22 protein-coding genes are annotated in these 23,200 nt (G+C 56.2%); 2 read left to right on the forward strand and 20 right to left on the reverse strand.

Going from position 1 to position 23,200, the window contains the following annotated elements:
* Nucleotides 1-12: 12 nt before the first annotated feature.
* The 6 genes from aroK to pilM form a co-directional block, all read right to left on the reverse strand.
* On the reverse strand, nucleotides 13-534 hold the full coding sequence (gene aroK, locus LQ901_RS12550; protein WP_010862776.1) for a shikimate kinase AroK: 522 nt from the start codon (nucleotides 532-534) through the stop codon (nucleotides 13-15).
* A gap of 212 nt (nucleotides 535-746) precedes the next feature.
* Complete coding sequence (locus LQ901_RS12555) at nucleotides 747-2,813, reverse strand: type IV pilus secretin PilQ (protein WP_010862777.1); 2,067 nt, start codon at nucleotides 2,811-2,813, stop codon at nucleotides 747-749.
* 29 nt (nucleotides 2,814-2,842) lie between these two features.
* The gene (locus tag LQ901_RS12560; protein WP_152109168.1) at nucleotides 2,843-3,394 is read right to left on the reverse strand and encodes a pilus assembly protein PilP; all 552 of its coding nucleotides are present in this window, start codon (nucleotides 3,392-3,394) and stop codon (nucleotides 2,843-2,845) included.
* Nucleotides 3,391-3,996: a type 4a pilus biogenesis protein PilO gene (locus tag LQ901_RS12565; protein WP_052181238.1), complete on the reverse strand. Its 606-nt coding sequence runs from the start codon at nucleotides 3,994-3,996 to the stop codon at nucleotides 3,391-3,393. Before LQ901_RS12565 ends, LQ901_RS12560 begins: the two co-directional genes overlap by 4 nt.
* A complete protein-coding gene (locus LQ901_RS12570) occupies nucleotides 3,993-4,562 on the reverse strand; it encodes a PilN domain-containing protein (protein ID WP_152135384.1) in 570 nt (189 codons plus the stop codon). Before LQ901_RS12570 ends, LQ901_RS12565 begins: the two co-directional genes overlap by 4 nt.
* Nucleotides 4,562-5,518: a type IV pilus biogenesis protein PilM gene (gene pilM / locus LQ901_RS12575; RefSeq protein ID WP_084977960.1), complete on the reverse strand. Its 957-nt coding sequence runs from the start codon at nucleotides 5,516-5,518 to the stop codon at nucleotides 4,562-4,564. Before pilM ends, LQ901_RS12570 begins: the two co-directional genes overlap by 1 nt.
* A 221-nt stretch (nucleotides 5,519-5,739) precedes the next feature.
* Between pilM and mrcA the strand changes: the two genes are divergently transcribed.
* The gene (mrcA, locus tag LQ901_RS12580) at nucleotides 5,740-8,304 is read left to right on the forward strand and encodes a peptidoglycan glycosyltransferase/peptidoglycan DD-transpeptidase MrcA (protein ID WP_064977109.1); all 2,565 of its coding nucleotides are present in this window, start codon (nucleotides 5,740-5,742) and stop codon (nucleotides 8,302-8,304) included.
* A 139-nt stretch (nucleotides 8,305-8,443) separates the two neighbouring features.
* Here the strand turns inward: mrcA and LQ901_RS12585 are convergent, their stop codons facing one another.
* The 3 genes from LQ901_RS12585 to nudE all read right to left on the reverse strand — a co-directional run bounded on the left by LQ901_RS12585 (nucleotide 8,444) and on the right by nudE (nucleotide 10,880).
* Nucleotides 8,444-9,370 (reverse strand): patatin family protein, encoded by a 927-nt coding sequence (locus LQ901_RS12585; protein ID WP_010862783.1) that lies wholly within the window; start codon nucleotides 9,368-9,370, stop codon nucleotides 8,444-8,446.
* Nucleotides 9,371-9,459: 89 nt separating this feature from the next.
* A complete protein-coding gene (gene cysQ / locus LQ901_RS12590) occupies nucleotides 9,460-10,272 on the reverse strand; it encodes a 3'(2'),5'-bisphosphate nucleotidase CysQ (protein WP_233672296.1) in 813 nt (270 codons plus the stop codon).
* A 26-nt stretch (nucleotides 10,273-10,298) separates the two neighbouring features.
* Nucleotides 10,299-10,880, reverse strand: coding sequence for an ADP compounds hydrolase NudE (nudE, locus tag LQ901_RS12595; protein ID WP_233672297.1), 582 nt, complete (start codon nucleotides 10,878-10,880; stop codon nucleotides 10,299-10,301).
* A gap of 120 nt (nucleotides 10,881-11,000) precedes the next feature.
* Between nudE and yrfG the strand changes: the two genes are divergently transcribed.
* The gene (gene yrfG, locus LQ901_RS12600) at nucleotides 11,001-11,681 is read left to right on the forward strand and encodes a GMP/IMP nucleotidase (protein WP_047707130.1); all 681 of its coding nucleotides are present in this window, start codon (nucleotides 11,001-11,003) and stop codon (nucleotides 11,679-11,681) included.
* 48 nt (nucleotides 11,682-11,729) lie between these two features.
* Here the strand turns inward: yrfG and gspM are convergent, their stop codons facing one another.
* Genes gspM through gspC form a run of 11 tightly spaced genes read right to left on the reverse strand, consistent with a single transcriptional unit; the run spans nucleotide 11,730 to nucleotide 22,821 of the window.
* Nucleotides 11,730-12,239: a type II secretion system protein GspM gene (gene gspM, locus LQ901_RS12605; RefSeq protein WP_010862787.1), complete on the reverse strand. Its 510-nt coding sequence runs from the start codon at nucleotides 12,237-12,239 to the stop codon at nucleotides 11,730-11,732.
* Nucleotides 12,240-12,288: 49 nt separating this feature from the next.
* Complete coding sequence (gene gspL / locus LQ901_RS12610) at nucleotides 12,289-13,821, reverse strand: type II secretion system protein GspL (RefSeq protein ID WP_233672298.1); 1,533 nt, start codon at nucleotides 13,819-13,821, stop codon at nucleotides 12,289-12,291.
* Entirely contained in the window at nucleotides 13,818-14,846 is a 1,029-nt protein-coding gene (gene gspK, locus LQ901_RS12615; RefSeq protein WP_233672299.1) for a type II secretion system minor pseudopilin GspK, read from the reverse strand. The genes gspL and gspK overlap by 4 nt, the downstream gene beginning before the upstream one ends.
* Nucleotides 14,843-15,565 (reverse strand): type II secretion system minor pseudopilin GspJ, encoded by a 723-nt coding sequence (gspJ, locus tag LQ901_RS12620; RefSeq protein WP_233672300.1) that lies wholly within the window; start codon nucleotides 15,563-15,565, stop codon nucleotides 14,843-14,845. Before gspJ ends, gspK begins: the two co-directional genes overlap by 4 nt.
* Nucleotides 15,562-16,002 (reverse strand): type II secretion system minor pseudopilin GspI, encoded by a 441-nt coding sequence (gene gspI, locus LQ901_RS12625; protein WP_233672301.1) that lies wholly within the window; start codon nucleotides 16,000-16,002, stop codon nucleotides 15,562-15,564. Before gspI ends, gspJ begins: the two co-directional genes overlap by 4 nt.
* On the reverse strand, nucleotides 15,999-16,571 hold the full coding sequence (gspH, locus tag LQ901_RS12630; protein ID WP_233672302.1) for a type II secretion system minor pseudopilin GspH: 573 nt from the start codon (nucleotides 16,569-16,571) through the stop codon (nucleotides 15,999-16,001). The genes gspI and gspH overlap by 4 nt, the downstream gene beginning before the upstream one ends.
* Nucleotides 16,572-17,030: a type II secretion system major pseudopilin GspG gene (gene gspG, locus LQ901_RS12635; protein ID WP_010862794.1), complete on the reverse strand. Its 459-nt coding sequence runs from the start codon at nucleotides 17,028-17,030 to the stop codon at nucleotides 16,572-16,574.
* A gap of 50 nt (nucleotides 17,031-17,080) precedes the next feature.
* On the reverse strand, nucleotides 17,081-18,304 hold the full coding sequence (gene gspF / locus LQ901_RS12640; RefSeq protein ID WP_152135392.1) for a type II secretion system inner membrane protein GspF: 1,224 nt from the start codon (nucleotides 18,302-18,304) through the stop codon (nucleotides 17,081-17,083).
* Nucleotides 18,301-19,842: a type II secretion system ATPase GspE gene (gspE, locus tag LQ901_RS12645; protein ID WP_152135470.1), complete on the reverse strand. Its 1,542-nt coding sequence runs from the start codon at nucleotides 19,840-19,842 to the stop codon at nucleotides 18,301-18,303. Before gspE ends, gspF begins: the two co-directional genes overlap by 4 nt.
* A gap of 29 nt (nucleotides 19,843-19,871) precedes the next feature.
* Nucleotides 19,872-21,923 carry a type II secretion system secretin GspD gene (gene gspD / locus LQ901_RS12650; RefSeq protein WP_152135393.1) on the reverse strand — a complete coding sequence of 684 codons (2,052 nt, stop codon included), beginning with the start codon at nucleotides 21,921-21,923 and terminating at the stop codon, nucleotides 19,872-19,874.
* A gap of 31 nt (nucleotides 21,924-21,954) precedes the next feature.
* A complete protein-coding gene (gene gspC / locus LQ901_RS12655; protein ID WP_233672303.1) occupies nucleotides 21,955-22,821 on the reverse strand; it encodes a type II secretion system protein GspC in 867 nt (288 codons plus the stop codon).
* Between the last annotated feature and the right edge of the window lie 379 nt (nucleotides 22,822-23,200).

Consider the following 23,200-nt stretch of genomic DNA (forward strand, 5'->3'; position numbering starts at 1 on the left):
TCCTAACGTTAGTTACTGCTGTTCCAGCATCTCGATGATCTGTGTGGCCACCACTTTGGCCCCCTGATCATCCGTACGAATAGTGATGTCGGCAATTTCTTCATACTGCGGGTTACGCGTGGCCGCCAGTGCTTCCAGCACTTCACGTGGCTCCACATCGCCCTGCAGCAATGGCCGCTTCTTATCACGCTGGGTACGAGCCAGCTGTTTTTCGATGGTTGTTTCCAGATAAACCACGATTCCGCGCGCGGACAGACGGTTGCGCGTTTCGCGGGATTGAATGGAACCACCACCGGTGGCCAATACGATCCCCTGCTTTTCCGTCAGGTCATTGATTACTTTTTCTTCGCGAACACGAAAACCTTCTTCGCCTTCAACGTCAAATACCCAGCTGATATCGGCGCCAGTGCGGCGTTCGATTTCCTGATCGGAATCGAAAAATTCCATATTCAGCATCTGCGCCAGATATCTGCCGATAGTACTTTTACCGGCGCCCATAGGCCCGATTAGGAAAATATTACGTTTCTCTGCCATGTTTTTCGGTTTTTGCTTAAAACAACGTTTAAATACACCTCGCCCCGTCAAAAAATGCGATGACGAGACATGACCTGAATCCTCATAAGAACGTAGTGCGAGATCAGACTAAAAATTATCTCAAGAGTCGTGCCGGTTTGGCAACTGCATAAAGGCAATGCTTTCGAAAACCGCTGCTGCAGTTTTCGAAAGCCATCATCAAGGAGAGAGGGTTAACCACTGATAGGATCAGTGCTCACCGGGCGGTTCATGTTCTGCTGAACCACGCGCGGGGTAACAAAAATCACAAGCTCACGTTTTCCGGCTTTATCCATATCACGACGGAATAACCGTCCCATGACAGGAATATCCCCCAGTACCGGCACCTTATCTACACCTTTGATAGTAGTGTGCTGGAATACGCCGCCGAGTACAACTGTTTCCCCGTCATCGACCAAAACTTGCGTTTCGACTTCTTGCTTATCAACCGACACCGCTTCGCCGCGACCAATCTTGTATACCTTGCCTGGCGAGTTCTGGCTGACCTTCAGATCCAGAATGATTTGTCCGTTCGGGGTAATTTGTGGGGTAACGTCCAAACCGAGCACCGCATCTTTAAATTCGATAGTGGACGCACCGCTGGAGCTGGCCACTTCATACGGCAGCTCCGTACCCTGTTTGATACTGGCTTGTTTCTTATTCGCCGTCAGCAAGCGTGGGCTCGCCACAATCTCCACGTTGTTTTCTCGCTCCAGCGCCGACAGCTCCAGATCCAACAACTTGCCGTTGATTTTGGCAATCTGGAACGCAATCGAGGCCGCGCCAGATGAGGCAGGCATGTTGACGTTCAAGAAATCATCCACGGTCGGTTTTTGATCCAAAGCGCCAATCGCGCCTAAGTTACCCTCCACCGAGCCGCCAATCATGCCGCCATTACCGGTATCCATCAGCATGCCCCAGCGCACGCCCAGCTCATCCAAGCTTTCGTCGTTGATGGTCACGATACGCGCTTCAATCTGGATTTGACTTACCGGACGGTCGAGCGAAGCCACCATCTGCCGCACGGTATCCAGCACGGTATCAATATCGCGGACCAGCAAGGTGTTGGTGCGCTCATCCACCGAGACCGAGCCGCGCGAAGAGAGCATGCGACCATTAGGTGCCGTCAGCATGGCAGCAATTTCAGAGGCTTTGGCAAAGTTGATATCGATGTATTCAGTTTGCAGCGGTTTTAATTCGCTCACCTGCGCGTCCGCTTCCATCTCCCGGCGCTCGCGCTCAATCAGCACTTCACTCGGCGCCACTAACAGCACATTGCCGTCGATCCGCTTATCCAAACCTTTGGCGCGCAGAATAATGTCCAGTGCTTGCTGCCACGGCACATTATCCAGACGCAAGGTGATCTCCCCTTGCACGCTGTCGGTGGTGACCAAGTTGAACTGGTTATAGTCCGCAATCACCTGCAGCACAGTACGGATAGGAACGTTTTGGAAATTCAAAGAGATAGGTTTGCTGTACTGGGCCGGATTATTCACCTGCGCCCGCGCCGAGTTAGCGCGACGAATTTGCACTTTCACCTGCGAGCCAATGCGCTGCTGGTCATAATCCACCGGACCTTTGAGATCCAGTAACAAGCGGGTGTTCTGTCCGGTGGCTTCGCTGCGAATGGTTTTCACTGGCGTGCCACGGCGGCTAACATCCATCTTATAGGCATCACCGGCCACGGTGGTGCGCGGTAAATCCAACACCAAACGGCCACTGCTTTGCCGAATTGCCAAATCAGCCGGCGGCTGGACAAAGTTTAAGGTCAGCTCGGCCTGCCCGTCACCGCGGGGCACAAAATCCACCGATAGCAGGCTGCTGCCGGTGGGTTTGAGGATCGGGTTATTTTGCTGTACTTGCTCCGTCGAGCGGGTTTGCCCGAGCAGCAAGATGTAGCTTTTGCCTTCAGCGCGCAGCTCAAACGGCTCCTGACGCACCAGATCAAAACCAATCTTGGTACCTTTGGAGGAGGGTTTGATGTTAATGCCACGCAACATCGGGTTATTCACCCGAATGGTATTACCCAGTTTGCTTTTATCCACTTGCGAAAACGTCAGGGCCAGCGTGTTTGCCAGCGTATCACGCTGCTGCGCAGGGGTAGCCACCGGCTGATCGAAGATCATGCTTACCGCTAAACGATCGCCTTCTTGCCGTAATTTGACGTCTTCCAGTGTGGCGGCCCAGGCCGGGGACATCAACCCGAACCAGACTCCGGCTACCATCCAGTAGCGTAAACTGCGCACTGCTCCCTTCATCATCTTCTTATCCTGTCTTCACACTCTGCTTATCAGGCGCCAAAAGGCGAAGTATCCAGCGTCATAGCCACTTGCCGCTGCTGCCAGCAACCCCGTCCGTCACTGACCATCTCACGCAGCTCAATCTTATTCGGCGATACGGTTTCTAGGGTTCCCCAGTTCAAACCGAGAAAATCCCCCGGACCAATGCGCACCAACTCGGAATCGGGCGTTTCCACCAATGCCCACAGCTGGCTTTTATCGCCAATCACGCCTCGGAATTTCAGTTTCTCCAGCCCGTACTGCTCCAGGGCGGTTTTCTTGCGCTCGGTATTCGGCTGCGCGCAATCAAAGCCGCGATCACCGGCCACTTCCATCTGTGGCGTCATAAAAGGATTGCGTAGCGGCGCGGCCACAAACAGCAAACGCCCAGTCCGCTCCAGCGCTTTCGGTGCGCTGATCCGCTCTTGCGGCACTTCTTGGTAAATGTCTTGCAGTACCGTTTCTAAATCTTGCTGCTCGCCCGAGTCACAGCCCGCCAGCAGTAACAGTGAGCCCAGCAAAGCGCTGGCCCTCAGCGACCAACGTGGGGTAGTCCGTCTCATTTTTTCGCCTCCGCTTGCTGGGCCTTCAGCTCATCGGCGCTGAGCAGGCGGAAGGTGGTTGCGCGCACCGAGAAACCCAACTGCTCACCTTGCTTACGCTCCAAGGTCAGATCGCTCAAGGTAATGATGCGCGGCAGCAAGGCGATATCACTGGAAAACTGCCCCAGCTCGCCAAACGAGCCTTTCAGCTCCAGTTGCAACGGCAACGCTTGCAACAGCCCTTGCGGCTGCGGATTCATCCAGTTAATGCGGTCAAACTGCATGCCGTTACGCGTCCCCACCATGGTGATGGAGTCCAGCAACGAGGCCAGTTCGTCTTGCGAAGGCAGCTGACGGCTCAAGGTCGCCAGTTGATTGCTAAGCTGACGGTAACGCTCACGGGCCGCCGGTAACTGAGCGGCCAGATTGGCTTTACTACGAATTTGCGTCAGCAGCTCTTGCTCTTTAGCTTGCGCATCCTCATAGGCTTGCCAACCCGGCAGCAGGACAAACCAACCGGCCAGTGCGAAGATCACCAAGGTCGCGATACTGACAAAGGCCCACTGCATCTTGCGTGGCCAGTAGGCAATCTGGTCTAAATCCAGTTCACTCCATTGGCTCATCCTTTGATCTCCCCGAGCTTCTGCTTCATGTCGGCCAGCAACTGGAAGCGCATCTTGAACTCATCGAATTGGGTGCCGTTTTTATTGGCCACAATGGCGTCAATGGACACCCCATCCAGCCAATACGATGACTCCACCTGCCGCACCATCGACGACAAACGCACGTTCGATTCACTGCGCCCAGCAATTTCGACCCGCTCGCCATTGAGGGTGATTTTGTCGATGTACACCCCGGTCGGCACTACCAACGGCAGCAAGTTAAACAGTCGGGTAACCTGATCGCGCTGCTTTTGCAGTGCCGATACGGCGGTGATCCGCTTGTTCACCAGCTCTTCTTTGGCTTTGATGTCGCGCAGCTCCGCCAATTTGGCATCCAACAACTGGATTTCCGATTGCAAACGGCTCAAGCGCGACTGTTGATGGGTATTGAGCTGATCAATGCCAAACCAAACCCCAGCCAAAACCAAAAACCAAAAACCGCCCCACACGGCGACCTGACGGACAAAGCGCTGCTGTTGCTGTTGCCGCTCCAACTCACGCCAAGGTAACAGGTTGATTCCTTTCATCAGTTACCCTCCCAGACCGCCAGACCACAGGCCAAGGTAAACGGCCACGCATCCTCTTGCTGCGGTACGCTGACCGCCAGCGATAAGCCAGCAAACGGCGACCAGCCCTGTACTGGCACTGACAGTTGCGTGCTCAACACGCGGGTATCGCTTTCGCGCAGTTGGCCGCTAACCAGCAGGCCACTGGATTGTCGGCCGGTGGAGTGGTACATCTGACGGATCAGCCCCAGTTGACGGGTCACTTCACTCAACCACTGCTCTTGCAGCAGCGCCGGCGGCACCGAATTGCCTTCGCTTTGCGGGATGTTCAGCGGCTGATCGCGGAAAAACAGCGGACTGCCGGGGACCGAGGTCACCAGCAGATTACGCGCCGACAAGTGCACCAGCAGTTGCTGCTCTAGCTCCAGTGCCGGCGGTAGCGCCGCCTGCGCTTGTTCCAGCGCACGGCGCAGCGCCAGCGGCGTGATATCGACGATATCGGCTTGTAAACCCGCGCCTTGCAACACCGCCAGATAGTCATTCATCAACTCACGACGTGCCGCGGTGACCACCAGCTTTAAGCGGCCATTGGCGGTTTCCGCCCCTTCAGCGCGAAAATCGAAAGCCAGCTCATGCGGCGGTAGCGGGAATAATGAGGGTAATTCAGCCTCGACCCGAAACAGGCGCTCCTGCTCGGTTAAAAAGGCATCCACCATTAAGGTTTTTTGCATCACCGCCGCCCCCGGCAGCGCAATGCATAAACGCGCCAGACGGCGCGGCAGAATTTTGTGAATTTGACTTAATACGTCACGTAACGCGTCAGGGGCGATCAAACGATCGCCCTGAAACGTACCGGCTGGCACATTAATACTGTGCCAGCCCAGTAACTCCCAGCCCTGCCGGCGCGAACGGCACCACACCACGCGCACCGCATCGCTGGCAATGTCTAACCCTACACTGACAGAGCGTGCAAACATGTCTCTCCCTGCATCCTTGCGATGCCTGCTAACGGCGCCCTGTAAAGCCCGGCTTTAAAGACACCATGTCAAAGATGTAACTTCAAAATTCAAAAAAATCAGTCAATTCGCCAAAGTGCGAAGAAAAAATCAGCAAAGGGGTTACCCTTTCATTGCTTGCCTTTATACTACGCACTTAGTGTTTATAAACCGTTCGGTGCTTTAGTCGCGGGAATTCTCAGGTGAAGCTCATAAAGTATTTTTTGGTCGTTACACTGGCTTGCATCCTCTTGGGAGCAGCTTCGGTGTACGGCTTATATGTCTATGTCAAACCGCAATTGCCGGATGTAACAACCCTGCGCGATGTGCGTTTGCAAACCCCGATGCAGGTTTACAGTGCCGATGGCAAACTGATTTCGCAGTTTGGTGAAAAGCGCCGGATCCCGCTGACCTTACAACAGATCCCACCGCTGATGGTGGATGCCTTCATTGCAACAGAAGACAGCCGTTTTTATCAACACGACGGTATTGATCCGATTGGAATTTTGCGAGCTGCCTTTGTTTCTTTAACCGCCGGTCATGCAAAACAGGGCGCCAGCACCATTACGCAACAGTTAGCGCGTAACTTCTTCTTAAGTCCGGAAAAAACTTTGATGCGTAAAGTCAAAGAGGTTTTCTTGGCCTTGCGGATCGAGCAGCTGCTGACTAAAGATGAAATTCTGGATTTGTACCTGAATAAGATTTATCTCGGCTACCGCTCGTACGGAGTGGGGGCTGCGGCACAAGTCTATTTTGGTAAAGATGTCAGCCAGTTGAGCTTAGGCGAGATGGCAGTAATTGCCGGTCTGCCGAAAGCGCCATCAACCCTCAACCCACTGTACTCGTTAAGCCGCGCCGAACAGCGCCGTAACGTGGTGCTGTCGCGGATGCTGGAAGAGCGTTACATCACACAACAGCAGTACCAAGAAGCGATCAGCCAGCCGATTGTAGCCAGTTACCATGGCGCTGAAATCGAGCTGCACGCGCCGTATCTGGCCGAAATGGTGCGCCAAGAGATGGTCAACCGCTATGGTGAAGATGCCTACACCGAAGGCTTCAAAGTCTTTACCACGGTGGACTCCACTACCCAATTGGCGGCCGAGCAGGCACTGCAAAACAACGTGATTGATTACGATCTGCGCCACGGCTATCGCGGTGCGGCCAATCAATTGTGGAACAGCAGTGAGCCAGCGTGGGATCTGAGCAAGATTGTCAGCAGCCTCAAGGCGCTGCCGACCTATGGCCCGTTCCAAGCCGCTGCCGTAACCGCGGTACAGGACAAGTCCGCCAATGTGGTACTGGCCGATGGCCAGAGCATTACCTTAAGCTGGGATGGCATCAAGTGGGCGCGTCCGTTTATCAGTGATACCCGCCAAGGTGCATCACCGAAAAATGCGCGCGATGTGCTGAAAACCGGCCAACAAATCTGGGTACGCAAAGTCAACGACCAGTGGTGGCTGGGCCAAATTCCGGATGTGAACTCGGCGCTGATCTCCCTCAATCCAGAAAATGGTGCGGTGAAAGCGATTGTCGGCGGCTTTAGCTTCAACCAGAGTAAGTTCAATCTGGTTACACAAGCGACCCGTCAGATTGGTTCTAACATCAAGCCATTTATCTATGCCGCGGCGCTGGATAAAGGGCTGTCCTTGGCGACCATCCTCAACGATGCGCCGATTACCCGTTGGGACTCCGGCTCAGGCAGTGACTGGCGACCAAAAAACTCCCCTGCGGTGTATGACGGTCCATTGCGTTTACGCGTGGGTCTGGGGATGTCGAAGAACGTGATGATGGTGCGGGCACTGCGCGCAATCGGCGTTAACTTTGCCGCCGATTTCTTAGAGCGTTTTGGCTTTAACCCCGCCAACATCTCGCGCTATGAATCACTGGCACTGGGCGCGGCCGAGTTTACCCCGCTGGAAGTGGCGCGCGGTTACTCGGTATTTGCCAACGGTGGTTATCTGATCACGCCATACTTCATCAGCAAGATTGAAGACTCTAACGGCAAACTGCTGGAAGAAGCCAAACCACTGGTCGCCTGCACCGGTACCTGCAACATTCCGGTGGTGTATGGCGAAACGCCAAAAGCGGCGGTATTGGGCAATGCGCTGACCGAAGATCTGCCAACCCAAGATGGCGTGGTGCCAACACCACAAATCGAGCATGTGGATACCCCACTGCTGGAGAAGAAAGAGGAAAGCGAAGGCTATGCGCCACACGTGATCAGCACCCAACTGGCGTTCCTGATCCGCGATGCGCTGGAATCGGCGATTTGGGGTGAACCGGGTGGTGGCTGGCAAGGCACCGGCTGGCGTGCCGCGCGTCTGCTTAAGCGTCATGATATCGGAGGTAAAACCGGTACCACCAACAGCTCGAAAGATGCGTGGTATTCCGGTTATGGTCCGCAGACCGTGACTTCCGTCTGGATTGGCTTTGACGATCACCGTCGGACACTGGGTCGCACCACCCAGAACCCGAACCTGAAAGGCCAGCAGATCTCCGGCTACGAAGGGGGCGCTAAATCAGCGCAGCCAGCATGGGATAGCTTCATGCAGTCAACCTTAGCCGGCGTGCCTGAGCAGCCGAAGCAGATTCCGGACGGCATTTTGAGTATTCCTATCGATATGCAAACCGGTAAGCTGGCCGATGGTACCGGACGCAGCCGCGTCGAGTACTTCATCCCAGGCACTGAACCGACTGAAAAAGCCACCCATGAAGTGGGAACGACTATCTTTGATAGCAGTTCAGGCTCACAGCAAGAGCTGTTCTAAATGTGCGCGCCACCTTAATCGGTGGCGCGTTTAGAACACATGGCTCGGATACAGCACTAAAAAAGGGCAGCTTACGCTGCCCTTTTTTATTGTCCCCAGTTGGCTGTGTTAGCGCTGACTGAGGTCAGATGCGTGCAACTTAAGCATGCTTTAGCCAAGGTGCGACCGCAGACAGGAAGTAACGGCCACAATGACGGCCAATCCAATAGTCGTGATCCAGCTCGGTCTGGTTGCTACCTAAGGTTTTACTGGCCAAGGTATGGGGCGGGAAAATCTCGATAATGCGCAGCTTATCGGGCGGATTTAATAAAAAATGTTGGGTCTGCTTATAGCAGTGCTCGTGGTGCTCGACCATCTGCGCCATATGATGAAATTTACTGTGCGACAACCACTTACTAAAGCGGCTCAACCACTCCGAGGTATAGTAGGGCTCAGAAGGCACAGTGCGGATCACCACAATCAGATCGGCGCCACGCCGATAAGCTTCTTCAACCGGAATAGCCGCGCTGACACCACCATCCCAATAGCGTACGCCCCCCACATCCACACCGTTACGGTATAAACCGGGGATCGCCGACGACGCTTTCATCGCATCGTGCCAATTATCGGCGCTGGCTGACATGTACACCGGCTGGAAGTCATCGTAGCGCGAGGCGCACATCAGAAATTCGCGATCTTGCAAACGCGCTTGGGCGCGATCCAACGCCAGTGGGTAAATTTGCGCGACCGAATCCATCAACCAATCCAGATTCAGCATATGGCCGCCGGTGGCGAACGACACTGGGCTAAAAAAGCGCTTCTGAGTGGTAAACCGGGTGATCACATTACGGGCATAACCGGCTTGATTGAGAACATAGGCCGAGGCGTTCTGCGCACCGGCAGAGGTGCCCAAGATCAGATCAAACGGGTAATAGTTATCGCCGAGAAACTCATCCAACACCCCGGCAGTAAAAATTCCACGCTGACCGCCCCCTTCGCACACCAACGCCAATTTTTCATAGCGAACCGGCCGTGCAATAGACAGCGGTTCAATACACCCGATACTCAGCGGCAGACGCTTTCCCATAATGCAAACACGATCACCCAGTTAATCAAGACTGAGTTTTAGTGTAACGTTGAACCCGCTTAGCGGCTATGCCACTTCTGATTCACTTATCAGCAATTGGTAAGAATGGTTTTCCACGGCAATGCAGGATTACCAAAACTGATGAAATCGGGGTTTTCCAGCGTGTCACGCCGATTGTAAGTCAGCGCCTCAAGATGCAAATCGCGCAGGTCACCGCCCGCTTCAAGCAAAATGCACTGCGCTGCCGCGGTATCCCACTCGCCAGTCGGGCCTAAGCGCAAATAGCAGTCCACCAGCCCTTCCGCCACCATACAGCTTTTCAGCGAGCTCGAACCGTACGGAACAAATTGATAATTCCACTGTGGATTTAACTGCTGCTGCAAACGCGGTAAGGATTGTCGGCGGCTCACCGCGACGCGCAAACAGTGGCTATCCGGTGCGGTGGCGCGGATCTGCAGCCGAGTCTCTTGGCCGTGCTGATCGCGTTTATAGGCTCCCTGACCTTGTACCGCGTAATACCACATTTGGGTCATCGGCGCATAAATCACCCCCATCACCGGTTGATGGTTGTCCATCAAGGCAATCATGGTGGAGAACTCACCGCTTCCGTAGATGAACTCTTGGGTGCCATCTAATGGGTCAATCAGCCAGTAACGCGGCCATGCGGCGCGCTCGGCCAGCGCAATCTGGCAATCTTCTTCGGAGAGCACCGGGATCTGCGGTGTCAGGGCTTGCAAGCGTTCACACAGCAACCGATGCGCCGCCAAATCGGCGTTGGTCACTGGAGTGTGATCAGCTTTGAGCTGCGGATTGATGTTGCCCTGTTGGTAGATAGCGGCAATATGTCGCCCCGCTTCTTCGGCTATCGCCAATAACGGCGATAACAGCGCCTGTGGAGTCATGCTGGGATCCTCACGCGTTAAAGTGTTTACGGCTGGCCGTCAGACTGCGCTTCGGCGCGCAACCAATCACGCACCATAAACAGCGCGGTCATCGCCCGGGCCTCATTAAATTCAGGATGAGCCAATAAGCGGTCAATCTCGCTCAGCGGCCAGTAAATCAGATCCAAGGGCTCCGGCTCATCGCCTTCTAAGCGCTGTGGATAAAGATCGCGCGCCAGTACCAAGGTCATGTGGCTGGAAAAATAGGCCGGTGCCATACGCACCGATTTTAAAACCATCAGCTCACGCGCACCAAAACCGGCCTCTTCCATCAGCTCACGGTTAGCGGCGTCCAGCACGCTTTCACCGGGGTCGACCAAACCTTTGGGGAAACCCAACTCATAGCCTTCCACACCCACCGCGTATTCGCTGATCAGCAGCAATTGATCGCCAACCACCGGGACAATCATCACCGACTCGCGCTGATTCGGGCGCATCCGCTCGTATACTCGCTCAACGCCATTGGTAAAACGCAAGGCGACCGATTCCACATGGAACAAGCGCGAGCGCGCTACCGACTCCACCGCCAAAATTGCCGGTTTTTGTTTGCGTTCATCCTGAATGCACATGTACTTTATACCGCCTGATTGGTTATGCGTGGCCATGTCGCTGTGATGTTAACCTGCTGCTGCGATTATTGTGTCGCATGCAGGGCAACCACGGCAAGCCGTGATTACAAGGAAATTCTGATGTCTCCTGCTCTTCCCTGGTCCCAAATTGAAACGGTACTGCTGGATATGGACGGTACGTTGCTAGACCTGAAATTCGACAGCGAATTTTGGCTGCAACAAGTGCCGCAAGCACTGGCTGCTGCGCGCGCAATTCCGTTGGAGCAAGCCCGTGCTCTGATCCGCGCCGAATACCATGCGGTGCGCCATACCATGAACTGGTACTGCTTTGATTATTGGAGTGACCGGCTGCAGCTGGATATTTACGCCATGACCACCGCACACGGGCCAACCGCGCGCCTGCGTGAAGATACACTGCCATTTTTACAGGCGCTGCGCCAAAGTGGTCGCCGTACTATTTTGCTGACTAACGCGCATCCCTACAGTTTGGCGGTTAAAGTCGAGCATACGGCGCTGGATGAATACCTCGATGGCATGATCTCAACCCACCACTATGGGGTACCGAAAGAAGATCAGCGCTTATGGCAGCAGGTACAACAAGACGTGCAATTTGATCCGGCACAAACCTTGTTTGTTGATGATGCAGAAGTGATTTTAGATGCCGCGCGCCAATTTGGCATTGGCTATTGCTTGGGAGTGGAAAATCCAGACTCAGCAGCAGATGTCATCCGCTTTGCCCGTCATCCGGGGATCCGCGATTACCGCACGTTGCTACCGGGCATTTTGGGGCAAAACGCTTAACCGGCGAGCCAAGCCCTTGATCATGGCGCGGTACAGTCAGCACGGCGGTTACGGCAAGGCCAGCTGTAACCGGTCGACCCGCACCACGCCGCCTTGTCCCGCCAACGACAAATCCAGCGCCGCCACCTCAATGCCGTATTGCAAACGTAAGCGCAGCAGCCAGCTCAATAGTTGGTTAAACGGCAAGTCGGCCACCCACAGTTGCACTTGCCGATCTTGCGCCTGCATACGCGTCACGCTAATCGAATAGCTGGCGGCACTGCGGCTGACCTGCTCAGTCAAACTGCCGCCTGCAACCGGCGTTTGTGGCGCCGCCTGCTGCTGTTGCCACTGCCGGATCGCCGCTTCAGAGACCTGCAATTGCCGTAACAGCTGCTGATGCTGCTGCAAACGGGTCTCTTGCCGACTAATCGCCTGCTGCAACGGCTGCCAAATCCCCCAGTACAATCCGCCAACCAACAGCGACACCGCCGCCAACATCAGCAAACGTTGCTCACGGGCAGAATATTGCTGCCAGCGCTGCTGAGCTTGTGACCACCGGCTACGCCATCCCTTCATATGCACCCGCTCTCCTGCTGTTTATGCCACGCGATACGCTGCGCCAAGGCTATTGTGCCGTTGAGATTCGCGGCTCAGCCCGCGTTTGCCGCTCCGCGGCCGCCGATTGATTTTGTACCGCGCGATCGCGCAGCACTAAGCTGCCAGCCACTCCCGCACCATCACGACTCAGCGCGCCTTGCTCCACCTGAAAATAGCGCCCCAAGACGCTGCGCAGCTGCTCCAACTCCGCAAACCCTGCCGCTTGCACCTGCAAACGCAAACTTTGCTGATCGCGTTGATATTGCAAACTTTTCACCTGTAACGGCTGGCGACTCAGCGCCGGGTCTTGCAGCGCCAACGCCACTTTGCGCAAATAGGGTACCAGCCCTTGCAGCGGCGGCTGGCCGCGCATCTGACGCAGCACGGCATTGAGCTGGGCGCGCATATTGACGCGCCGCGTCTGCTGCGGGAATAACGCGCGGTATGCCTGCTCGGCTTGTGTGGCGGCCTGATCCGCGGCTTGGGTTAGCTGCCACCAGCGCACGCCTTGCTCACCGAGTAGCAAGAGCGCCAACATCGCCAGTGCCGCCGCGATACTGCGCCATTGCCGCCACTGGCGCACCTGCGCACTGCGCGGTGCAAACTCACCGCCCAATATTCCATGACGCTGTAGCTGATGTAATGCACTCGCCCCACGTAGCAGCAACGCGCCTTCATCGTTATTTACCTGCTTTGGCAATGGCCCACGCAACCCTAATGCCGATAGCTGCTCAGCGCTCGCCGCTAAGCCATACCAGATAACCTTCGGCGCCACATCGGGTTTTGTTTCGGGCGCTTTAGCTCGCGCGATAACATTTTCTGGTCGCTGCGCAGAGGCTGCCGCTAAGTCCTCCACATCCTTGGCCACGTCCAAAACAATAGAGCCTGATGAGGATGGCGTAGACAGCATGCTAAGCGCGGTTAAAAAAGGCGCTACCAGCAGGGGTTCAGCACTGCATCCTTGCCAATCGTGGGGATGCTGCGGATCATAACGGCGCGCCAATAGCCCATGGGGACTACTCAAAACCGTAAGAGTCACGGGAGTAGAGGCATGCTGGAGCGTTGTGCTGCTTGATACCAACGTTGCAGCCGACATTGCTGCCAAATTGGGCTCGGGCGTGGAAGACGGGCTCGGCAACGCCAGCCAGTCAGGCCACAGCGCTTGCAGATTAAAGCCGCTCGTTATCGCGGCCTCATACCACTGACGCAGCACACTGCGTTCAATGACCGCCACATGCCCACTGTCGTGCTGACGCGGCAATAAAGAAAAATGCAGCGTCTCAATATCCTGCGCCAACTCATCTTCCAGCAACGCCGGTAACAAACGCGCTAGTTGCCGACCACGCGCGGGCGGCAAACGACAAGCGCAGACACTAAACCACTGCCCCGGCAGCAATAACCACAGCGGTAAAGCCAGCAAACTCGGCTGCGTCTCCGCTAACGCGGCAAAAGACGCACTTTCGCCACGAGCGCGGATCTCGCCCACGGTCGGTTGTGCTTGCCACCAACACAAGCGTGGCGATGCGCCGGGGATCACGCGCAGCAGCAATACCTCACTCATTGCATCTCTCCGAACTGATGGCGTTGAACATAAAATTGTCCGGACGCCGGATCTTGCTGCAGCAGGCTACGGACCCGCAGCGCGATCCGCCCCACGGTGACTTGCCCATCTAACAGAAAATAACGACTGGTCAGCGCGAGCTGTGGCGCCACTTTACCTCGCGCCGTATCATCCAGCACCGCCAACTCCGGCTCAGCCCAAAAAGAGGCCGCATCACGCCAACCATCCAGCGGTCGACGGGCCAGCAGCGCTTGCGCCTGCTCGGCGCTCAGATACGGCGTTAGCAACGCCTGCAGCAGCGGCGCTTGCTCGGGCATTACGGTATTCACATTCAGTTGCCAACGCGTTTGTGGCAACGCGCAGATCCACGGCTGCAAACGCCGGTACAACGGCGCATCGACGCCTTGCACCGTGCGCAGTTCACTGTCATCCGCCAGTAGGCTATTAGGGGTCAGTGACGGGATCGCGCGCGCTAAATATTCACTGTCTTCGGCGCCATAACGGCTAGTCAGCTGACTGTCGCTATCCACATATTCCCAGAGGCTGTCGACCACCTGTTCAGCCTGATAACCATCAATCGGCTGTTCAGCGGTATTAAGGGCGCTTAGGAGCGCTAACAATTGTTGAGCAATATGAGGACGCTCCTGAGTACTACTTTGCGCTTTGATACCGGCCAACGCATTGAGATTAAAACAGGCCTGCTGATCGCGAATAGCGATGCGGATCTCGCCACCGCCAACCGGATACACCCGCTCACCCACTGCCCAACTTTGGCTCAAATTAGCCCGAGGATCATCGGCCAGTGCCGCTTGCAACTCCGCGCTGGCCTGCTCTTCGGCGCTCAAGGCGTACCAGTAGGCTTGGGTAGCCTGTTGCCGACTGTCGCTATAGCGGATCTGCTGCTGCAAGCGCAAGGTAAAGCCGGTGGCTAACACGCTCAGCACCGCCAGCATCAGCAACACTAAAATCAGCGCCATGCCGGTAGTCGGCGAGCCTCGGCGCAAGAGCGGCGTTGTCACACTCATCCATTGCTCCCACTCTCACTGCCGCCATTAGTTCCGCCCTCTGGCACACCATTATCACTCGGCAGAATAGGTGCTGCGGGCAATAGCCACACGCGCTCCAACTCTCCCCAGCCGCGTACCGTTAAACGCAGGCGTACCGCACTGGGCAGCGCATCCGAATTTTGCCACTGCCGCTGCCATTGGCCATCGTGATAGACCATCAGCTGCAGCCCTTCGACCTCACTGAGCAAGGTGCGGATTTGTGGCTCGCTGTCTGCGGGCATGTCAGCAAAAGGCCAGCTTAAACGTTGCAATTGCCCATCCAGCAAGCGATAAGCCACGCGCTGAAGATGTCCACGTGGCAGTTGCATCTGCGGGTTGGCAACGCCTGTGCGGATCAGCAGCCAGCCGTCGCCTTGTGATTGTAAAAGCCCGTCGCCAACGCTCAGTAACGGTGGGCGACTTAACCCATCACTGCGCTGACGGCGCGCCACAACTTGAGTAAAGTCGTTGTGCAGCAATTGCATCGCGCGCTGCATGCTGCTCATCCGCTCGGTCAGCGCAGCGCTCGTCTGATCGGCGCGGCGTACCCCATCAACCACCTGATAAATCCCTAAACTCAGTAACGCAAACACCGCGATGGCGACCAGCAACTCCAGCAAAGTAAAACCCAGCTGGCTGGCTCGGCGTAGAGGTGGCCGCCGCCGACTGCAGCGGGCGTACTGCTGGCTGACCGTCATAGCGCTGACTCCGTGCGCGGACGGGCAAAATAGCGGCGTAACACCGCCTCGGCACTGCCTTGAGGCTGACGACTCACCTGAATCTCAATCGCCGTCAGTGACGTGCCACTGGTCGGCACCGACTCACTGCGCCAATACCAAGTGCGATTCGCCATTTGCGTTTCGCCGCGCTGACTGCGCTGACGCTCGGCGGGCGGGAGTAATGACAAGAGAGCCAACTGGTTTTCCGCGACCCAACCGGCCAGCATTTTGTCTTGCAAGATAGCCAGATTGCGTAAACTGCTGCTGCCCGCTTGCATCACCGCCAGCGCTGCGCCAGCAAATACGGCCAGCGCCACCAGCACTTCCAGTAAAGTAAATCCATGCGAGGGTTTGGATTGAGCTGGATGATTGTGCCTAGCATGAGAGATACCCGAATGACTCTTCGCTTGCATCATTCCCCCTCACGGCCCGCTTGCAGCCGCCACTGGCCGCTGTCATCGCGCACCAGCAACCAACGCGCAGTACGCGACGCGCCTTGCAACACCAGCTGTAACGGCACCACATCGGCGCTACTGTCGAGCCACACTTGTGGCTGCAAGGCTTTATCGGCGTCCTCTTGCAACACCTGCATCTGATGCAAACTGAGGCGGTTTTGGTACAGCGCCATCTCTTGTTGCTGCATCTGTTGCCAGCGATCGCTGCCCAACTGCCACTGTAGTTGCACCCCTGTGGGCAGGGCTTGTCGACCAGCTAATGCCGCCGGCTCACTGAGTGGTTGCCAGCGGTCGGCCTGTCGGCGTAAAAACTGATAACCATCGGGGGCAAGGTATAAGCCATACAACTGGCCACTCATTAGCGCGTCATCTTGCACCTGCTGGATTTGGCGCAATAGCTGCTCAGCAGCTTCTTTCTCCGGCTGTGCCGATACTGATGGCGGTAAGGTCATCAACACGCCACCGGCGGTCAAGCCGAGTAAAAACACCACCAGCATCAGCTCCAGCAGGGTAAAACCGCGCGCCGGCATTTACTTTTGATACTCACCCAGATTCCAGTTACCGATATCGGCAGCGGTTCCTTCACCGCCTTCCTGACCATCGGCGCCTAACGAGTAAATATCAATTTCGCCTTGCTCGCCGGGGCTCAAATACTGGTACTCATTGCCCCACGGATCTTGTGGCAAGCGTTTGATATAACCGCCATTGCGATAATTGCGTGGCTCTGGAGTCCCGGCTGGTTTACTGACCAACGCCTGCAGCCCCTGCTCGGTGCTCGGGTACACGCTGTTATCCAACTTGTACATATCCAGACTGTTTTCCAGCGCCACCAAATCAGTGACCACTTTTTGTTGGTCGGCTTTTTCTTTATTGCCGAGTAAATTGGGCACCACTAAGCTGGCCAAGATCCCTAAGATCACGATCACCACCATCACTTCCAGCAAGGTAAAACCACGTGCTAGCGACTGACCACCGCGTACTCGTTGCATGCTTGACACTCCTTGTTCATCACTCGACTCGCCACTGACAGCCACGCTCTTTACAGCCCGACCATGTTGTTGAGCTGCAGCATTGGCTGCAAAATTGCCACCACAATAAACAGCACCACCCCCGCCATGCTGACAATCAGCAGCGGCTCAAAAATACCGAGCGCCAACGTGACCAGCGCTTCGAATTCCCGATCCTGATTATCTGCCGCGCGCAGCAGCATCGGCTCTAGCTCACCACTGCGCTCCCCAGAGGCAATCATGTGCAACATCATGGGTGGAAACAGGCCACTACTGCCGAGGGCCGCGCGTAAACTGCTGCCCTCCCGCACCCGTTCTGCGGCGGTTAAAATCTGGCTGCGAACATAGCGATTAGACGCCACACTGGCAGCAATCTGCATTCCTTCCAGCAGCGGCACACTGCTGGACGACAAAATACTCAAGGTGCGGGCAAACCGGGCGGTATTCAGACCGCGACTGACTTTGCCCAGCAGCGGTAAACGCAGCCAAAACTTATCCCATCGCAAACGCAGCGCCGGTTGGCGTAACAACCGCTGCACCAACACGCCCAGCACTAACAGCGCCCCGACCAGCCACAGCCCGTAATCGCGTACCCCGTCACTCAGCGCAATCAACAGTTGGGTACTGTTTGGCAAGGCTTGCCCGAGATGATCAAACTGCGCCACCACTTTCGGCACCACCGAGGCCAGCAAAATGGCAATCACGCCAATGGCCACCACCGTCAACACCAGTGGGTAGATCATCGCCTGCAGCAATTTGCCTTTCATGTACTGGCGTTGCTCGGTGTAGTCGGCCAGCCGACTCAACACCGCATCCAAGTGACCGGCTTTTTCACCGGCCGCCACCATGGCACAAAACAGCTCATCAAAGACAAGTGGATAGGCGCGCAAACCATCAGCTAAGGTATGCCCTTCCAGCACTTGGGTGCGCACTGCCAACATCAGGCTTTTTAGGCGGTTTTTCTCACACTGTTCGGCCACGGCGCGCAAACACTCTTCCAGTGGCATCGCCGCTTGCACCAAGGTGGCCAATTGACGTGTCAGCAACGCCAACTCCGATGCGCTGATCCCACGCTGCCAACGCAGGGTATGAGCGCTAGCCGGATTGTCGGTTGCAGAGCGCGTTTCATGTACGCTTTCGGCCAGCAAACCTTGCTCGCGCAGCAGCTGCCGCGCTTGGCGCGCCGAGTCGGCCTCAATCAATCCTTTGTGGCGTTTACCCTGTAAGTTCACCGCTTGATACTGAAAGACGCTCATCCGCCCTCCCGCGTCACCCGCAGCACTTCGTCCAGGGTGGTGATCCCCGCCAGCACTTTTTGCAAGCCATCATCACGGATCCCGTGGCTGAAACGGCGCACATATTTTTCCAGCTCCTGCTCTCCGCAATCGCGGTGGATCATGTCGCGCACCGTTTCATCGGCTTCCAGCAATTCGTGAATACCGGTCCGTCCGCGAAAGCCTTTGTGATTACACTGCTCGCAGCCCACCGCTTGGTATAACACCAGCTCAGCTGGCATTTGTTCGCCGAGTAAAGGGGCAAACAACTCACGCTCCGTGACGGTGGCTATGTGCGGTGCGCGGCACGCCGGGCACAAGGTGCGCACTAAGCGCTGCGCCAATACGCCAAGCAAACTGGAGGCAATCAAAAAAGGCTCGATGCCCATATCGCGCAGACGCGTTACCGCACCGACAGCGGTATTGGTGTGCAATGTCGAGAGCACCAAGTGACCGGTCAGCGAGGCCTGCACCGCAATCTGCGCGGTTTCCAGATCGCGAATTTCGCCCACCATCACCACATCCGGGTCTTGACGCAAAATGGCGCGCAGGCCACGGGCAAAGGTCATCTCGACTTTCGGATTCACTTGGGTCTGACCGATGCCCTCGATGGCATATTCAATCGGGTCTTCCACGGTCAGGATATTGCGCTCTTCACAGTTGAGCTCCTGCAAACCGGCGTACAGCGTGGTACTTTTACCGGAGCCGGTCGGGCCGGTGACCAGCAAGATGCCGTGGGGACGGAAAATCAGGCGGCGAAAGCGCGTTTGAATTGCGCTGTCCATCCCCAGACTGCTTAAGGTCAGCCGCGCTTGGTTTTTATCCAGCAAACGCAGCACCACCCGCTCACCATGATTCGACGGCATGGTTGATACCCGTACATCCACCGCTCGCCCGCCAAGCAATAAGGCAATGCGGCCATCTTGCGGCACCCGCTTTTCGGCAATATCCAGCTTGGCCATCACTTTAATCCGCGATACCAGTAAAGCAGCCAGTTTGCGGCTGGGACGCAGTACTTCACGCAGCACGCCATCAATCCGAAAACGGATCAGCAAAGCCTTCTCGAAGGTTTCGATATGGATATCCGATGCCCCTTCTTTGATGGCTTCCCCGAGCATGGCGTTGATGAGCTTGATGATGGGCGCATCATCTTCGCTGGCCAGCAAATCTTCGGTCTGCGGCAACTCTTCGGCCAAGGTATAAAAATCCCCCTCGGCGCTGATATCCTCCATCAGCTGGCGCGCTTCACTGGAGTCGCGTTGATAGGCGCTGGTGAGTAAGGCTTCAAACTGCGAAGCGGCCACCTTTTCCGTCAAAAAGGGCTCGCCCAGCACGCGACGTAACTCTTGTAGCACCGCTAAGGTCAGTGGCTGGCTGTGACAGACCCACAGTGCGCCCTCGCGCTGTTCGGCCAGCACTTGAAAGCGACGGGCAAAGGCGAACGGCAGCCGACGTGATCCGCTGCCGAGCGGCTCAGCGAGTACTGACTCCGCATCGCTCTTTGCTTCACCGATGCCCATTAGGGCTCGACGCGCACTGTCTGGCTGACTCACAACGGGATCCCCCGCGCCAGTAAGAAAGCGCGCACTTCCGGCGGCAACTGTGGATCTTTACCGTACTCCGGCAGCACCGGTAACGGAGTTTGCGGCATCAGGCTCATCCCCTGATCGGCGCGGTACAATTGCTCGGCGCGAATGTAGTTATATTTACGCTGCGAAACCCCATCGGCGGCCATCCCATCACGTAAAATGGTTGGCCGGATAAAAATCATCAGGTTGCGTTTTTCTTTCTTGTTGGCGGTGGATTTAAACAGGTGCCCCAGCACTGGAATATCGCCCAGCAATGGCACTTTGGCGATACTCTCTCCGCCTTGATCGTCAATCAGGCCACCAAGCACAATCAGATCACCATCATCGGCCAGTACCGTGGTTTTCAATTTGCGCTCGGCAAACACCACATCCAAATTGGTCTGCCCTTCAACTTTCGACACCTCCTGCTCAATGGTCAGCTGCACCGCATTGCCTTCGTTAATTTGCGGTGTAACTTTCAGCATGGTGCCGACTTTTTTACGCTCCACGGTATTAAAGGGATTGGTGTTATTGGAGCCGGTGGTGGAGCCGGTCAGCACCGGCACATCTTGCCCAACCATGAACGAGGCTTCTTGGTTATCCAGCGTGGTAATGCTTGGCGTGGACAGCACATTGGAGTTGGAATCCGTTTTGACCGCCTGCACCAAGGCCGCCCAGTCACCTTTGACGATCCCAATCGCTGCGCCGCTGTAGCTAGCCAGCAGGTCAGTTAAGGCGCTGATATCGCCTTTTTTATCAGGGTTTACGGTGGTGGAGCCGTTATCGCTCACCACGGTGGAGCCTTTTTCTGGCTTGGCTTGATACAGCGCACCGGCTAACGGCCCGATGGGGATCTGGTTGCCGTTGGCAAATTGCACTAAACCGGCATCTTTGGAGCCCCACTGCACGCCGAAATTGATGTTGTTCCCTTCCGCCACTTCGACAATCAGCGCCTCGACATGCACCTGCGCACGGCGCACATCCAGCTGAGCAATCACGCTTTGCAGCGACTGCATGATATCTGGCGGCGCGGTCACCACCAGCGCATTGGTATTTTTATTGGCGGCAATCGACACCAGCGTATTACCACGGGCGGCGGCCTGCCCTTGCTGGGCTTCCTTAGCTGATTTGAGGTTGCCACTGACCTGATTGAGCACTTCCACCAGATCGTCGGCTTTGCTGTATTTGAGGTAGAACACCCGGCTGTTGCCGGTATTTTGGATTTCCGAATCCAACTGGTTAATCAGACGGCGCAAGTTCGCCCGCACCGCAGGATCGCCGCTGATCACTACACTGTTGGTGCGCTCATCGGCCACCACTTGTGATTTGAGGGTACTGGGCTGGTTTTGATCGTTGATTTTATTGAGGCTGTCAATAACGCGCACCATCTCGGGTGCCGACGCGTTTTGTAGCGTCACCACTTCATTGCTTTTATTGCCGGTCAGATCCACCCGGTGGATCACGTCGGCCAGCCGATTCACTACCGAGGCTCGGCCCGTTAGCATGATCACATTAGACGGATCATAGTTGACCACGTTGCCGGAGCCGGCGTTATCAATCAATTGGCGTAGCAAGGGGGCCAACTCGCGCACCGACACATTACGCACCGGCACCACCCGCGTGATCATCTCATCGCCAGCAAAGCGGTTACTGTTGTCGGTCACCACCGGCAAGGGTTCGGTTTTGGCGTCACGGGATTTGACCACCTTGATCACCCCGTTATCCATCGCCACCGCTGAAAACCCGTTGGCCTGCAGCACATTGAGAAACAGCTGATAGTACTGCCGTTCATTCAGCAGCTCCGTGCTGCGCACGTTGACCTGCCCTTGCACACTGGGGTCAGTGATCACGGTTTTATTCAGGTTACGCGCCACGGTATCGATAAAGGTGGCCAAGTCGGTATTTTTGAAGTTGGCGGAAAACTCGTTGTCACCCTCAATGGCGCTGGCGGGTAACCACCACAATGCCGCCAGCAACACCAGTGCTGGGCGCATGACTGCCGACCATCGGCTTCCCACAACCTTGTGTTTCATGCCTCATCCTTGTCTGCCTGCCGCAGTGACACTACGGGCTAATCAGAATGTCATAGCGGATTTGATCGCGAACCACCGTCAGGGTCAGGCTGGTCAAATCCGGTAATTCACGCAGCGCCTGCTGGGCCTGTTGATCGTCGGTCAGATCCAGTCCATTCAGGGCTACGGCAATGTCTTTATCTTTTAATCCGGTATGCTCAAACAGCAGTCGATTGACCCCCGGGGACACCCGGTAGCCGACCAGCACGTTATCCTTGCGTACCGGACTAAGCCGGATATAGCTAAATATCTTTTGCGGCTCTCGGGCTATTTCGTCCCGTAGCGCCGCCAACTCACTGGCGTCCGTCGCCGTGGAGGCGGCGGGCTTGCTCACCGCAACTCCGGCGCTCTTGGTTGACGCCGCTGGGCTGCTGGGCTCACCGGGCAAGACCAGTAGCTCCGTCACCCCGCCGTTATCCAGCCATACTTGCGTGGTTTCGACTTTCAGCAGACGCACGGCTGAACCAGCAATCGCCTCGCCCGGCATATAACTGGCCTGGCGACCTTGCGCTTCAATCACCGCCACACTGCGCGCCGGATCGCTGGCCGGTGCCACGCCGCGTAAAATAAAACTCAATTTTGTCACCGCTGCCGGGGCTGCAACCACTGGCGGCGTGACCGGTTTGTTCGCTAGCGCGCCAAACCACTGCTGCTGGAAAATGACGCCCAAATCCGCTTCCGTCAGCGCGGCCGCGGGCGCACTTTTGGTCGCCGAGGCGGCAAACGGGGCACTCTGGGGCGTCGCCGTCGGCAGTGGCTGGCCGATACGCCACAGCAACACCGAAGCATAGCCGAGCACCCCAAGCCAACACAGGCGACTCACTAACGTGAGCTTATCGGTGCCAAACCCGCGGCGCATCCAATGCCCACCGGTGCTGGGAGCACGGGTCTGCGGCAACCCTAAGGGCTGCTTAGATTGTCGCCTGCGCGCTTGTAGCCTGCGAACCCAGGTTGTCAGCTGCTGCACCGCTGCGCTCCTTGCTGCTTGTGCGTGAATCAGGTACTGCGCACACCTTGTTGACGCACGCTCACGCACGATCTTTGCCCGATTTACGTCATGGTGTGACGCGGTCTATCCTTGAAGTTTATCTTACTCACGTCATTAAACATGAGTAACTAAAAATTAACATCTGACGTTGTGGTTTTTACTGTGATCCGGCGCGAAATCCCCATCAATTTTCGCTGCGCGCTTGATCCTGACCAAAGCGCCTCCACATTAACTAACAGAGCGCCAGTCT

The sequence above is a fragment of the Plesiomonas sp. PI-19 genome (genome assembly GCF_021368255.1).
Classification (GTDB): Bacteria; Pseudomonadota; Gammaproteobacteria; order Enterobacterales; family CAMTGL01; genus Plesiomonas; species Plesiomonas shigelloides.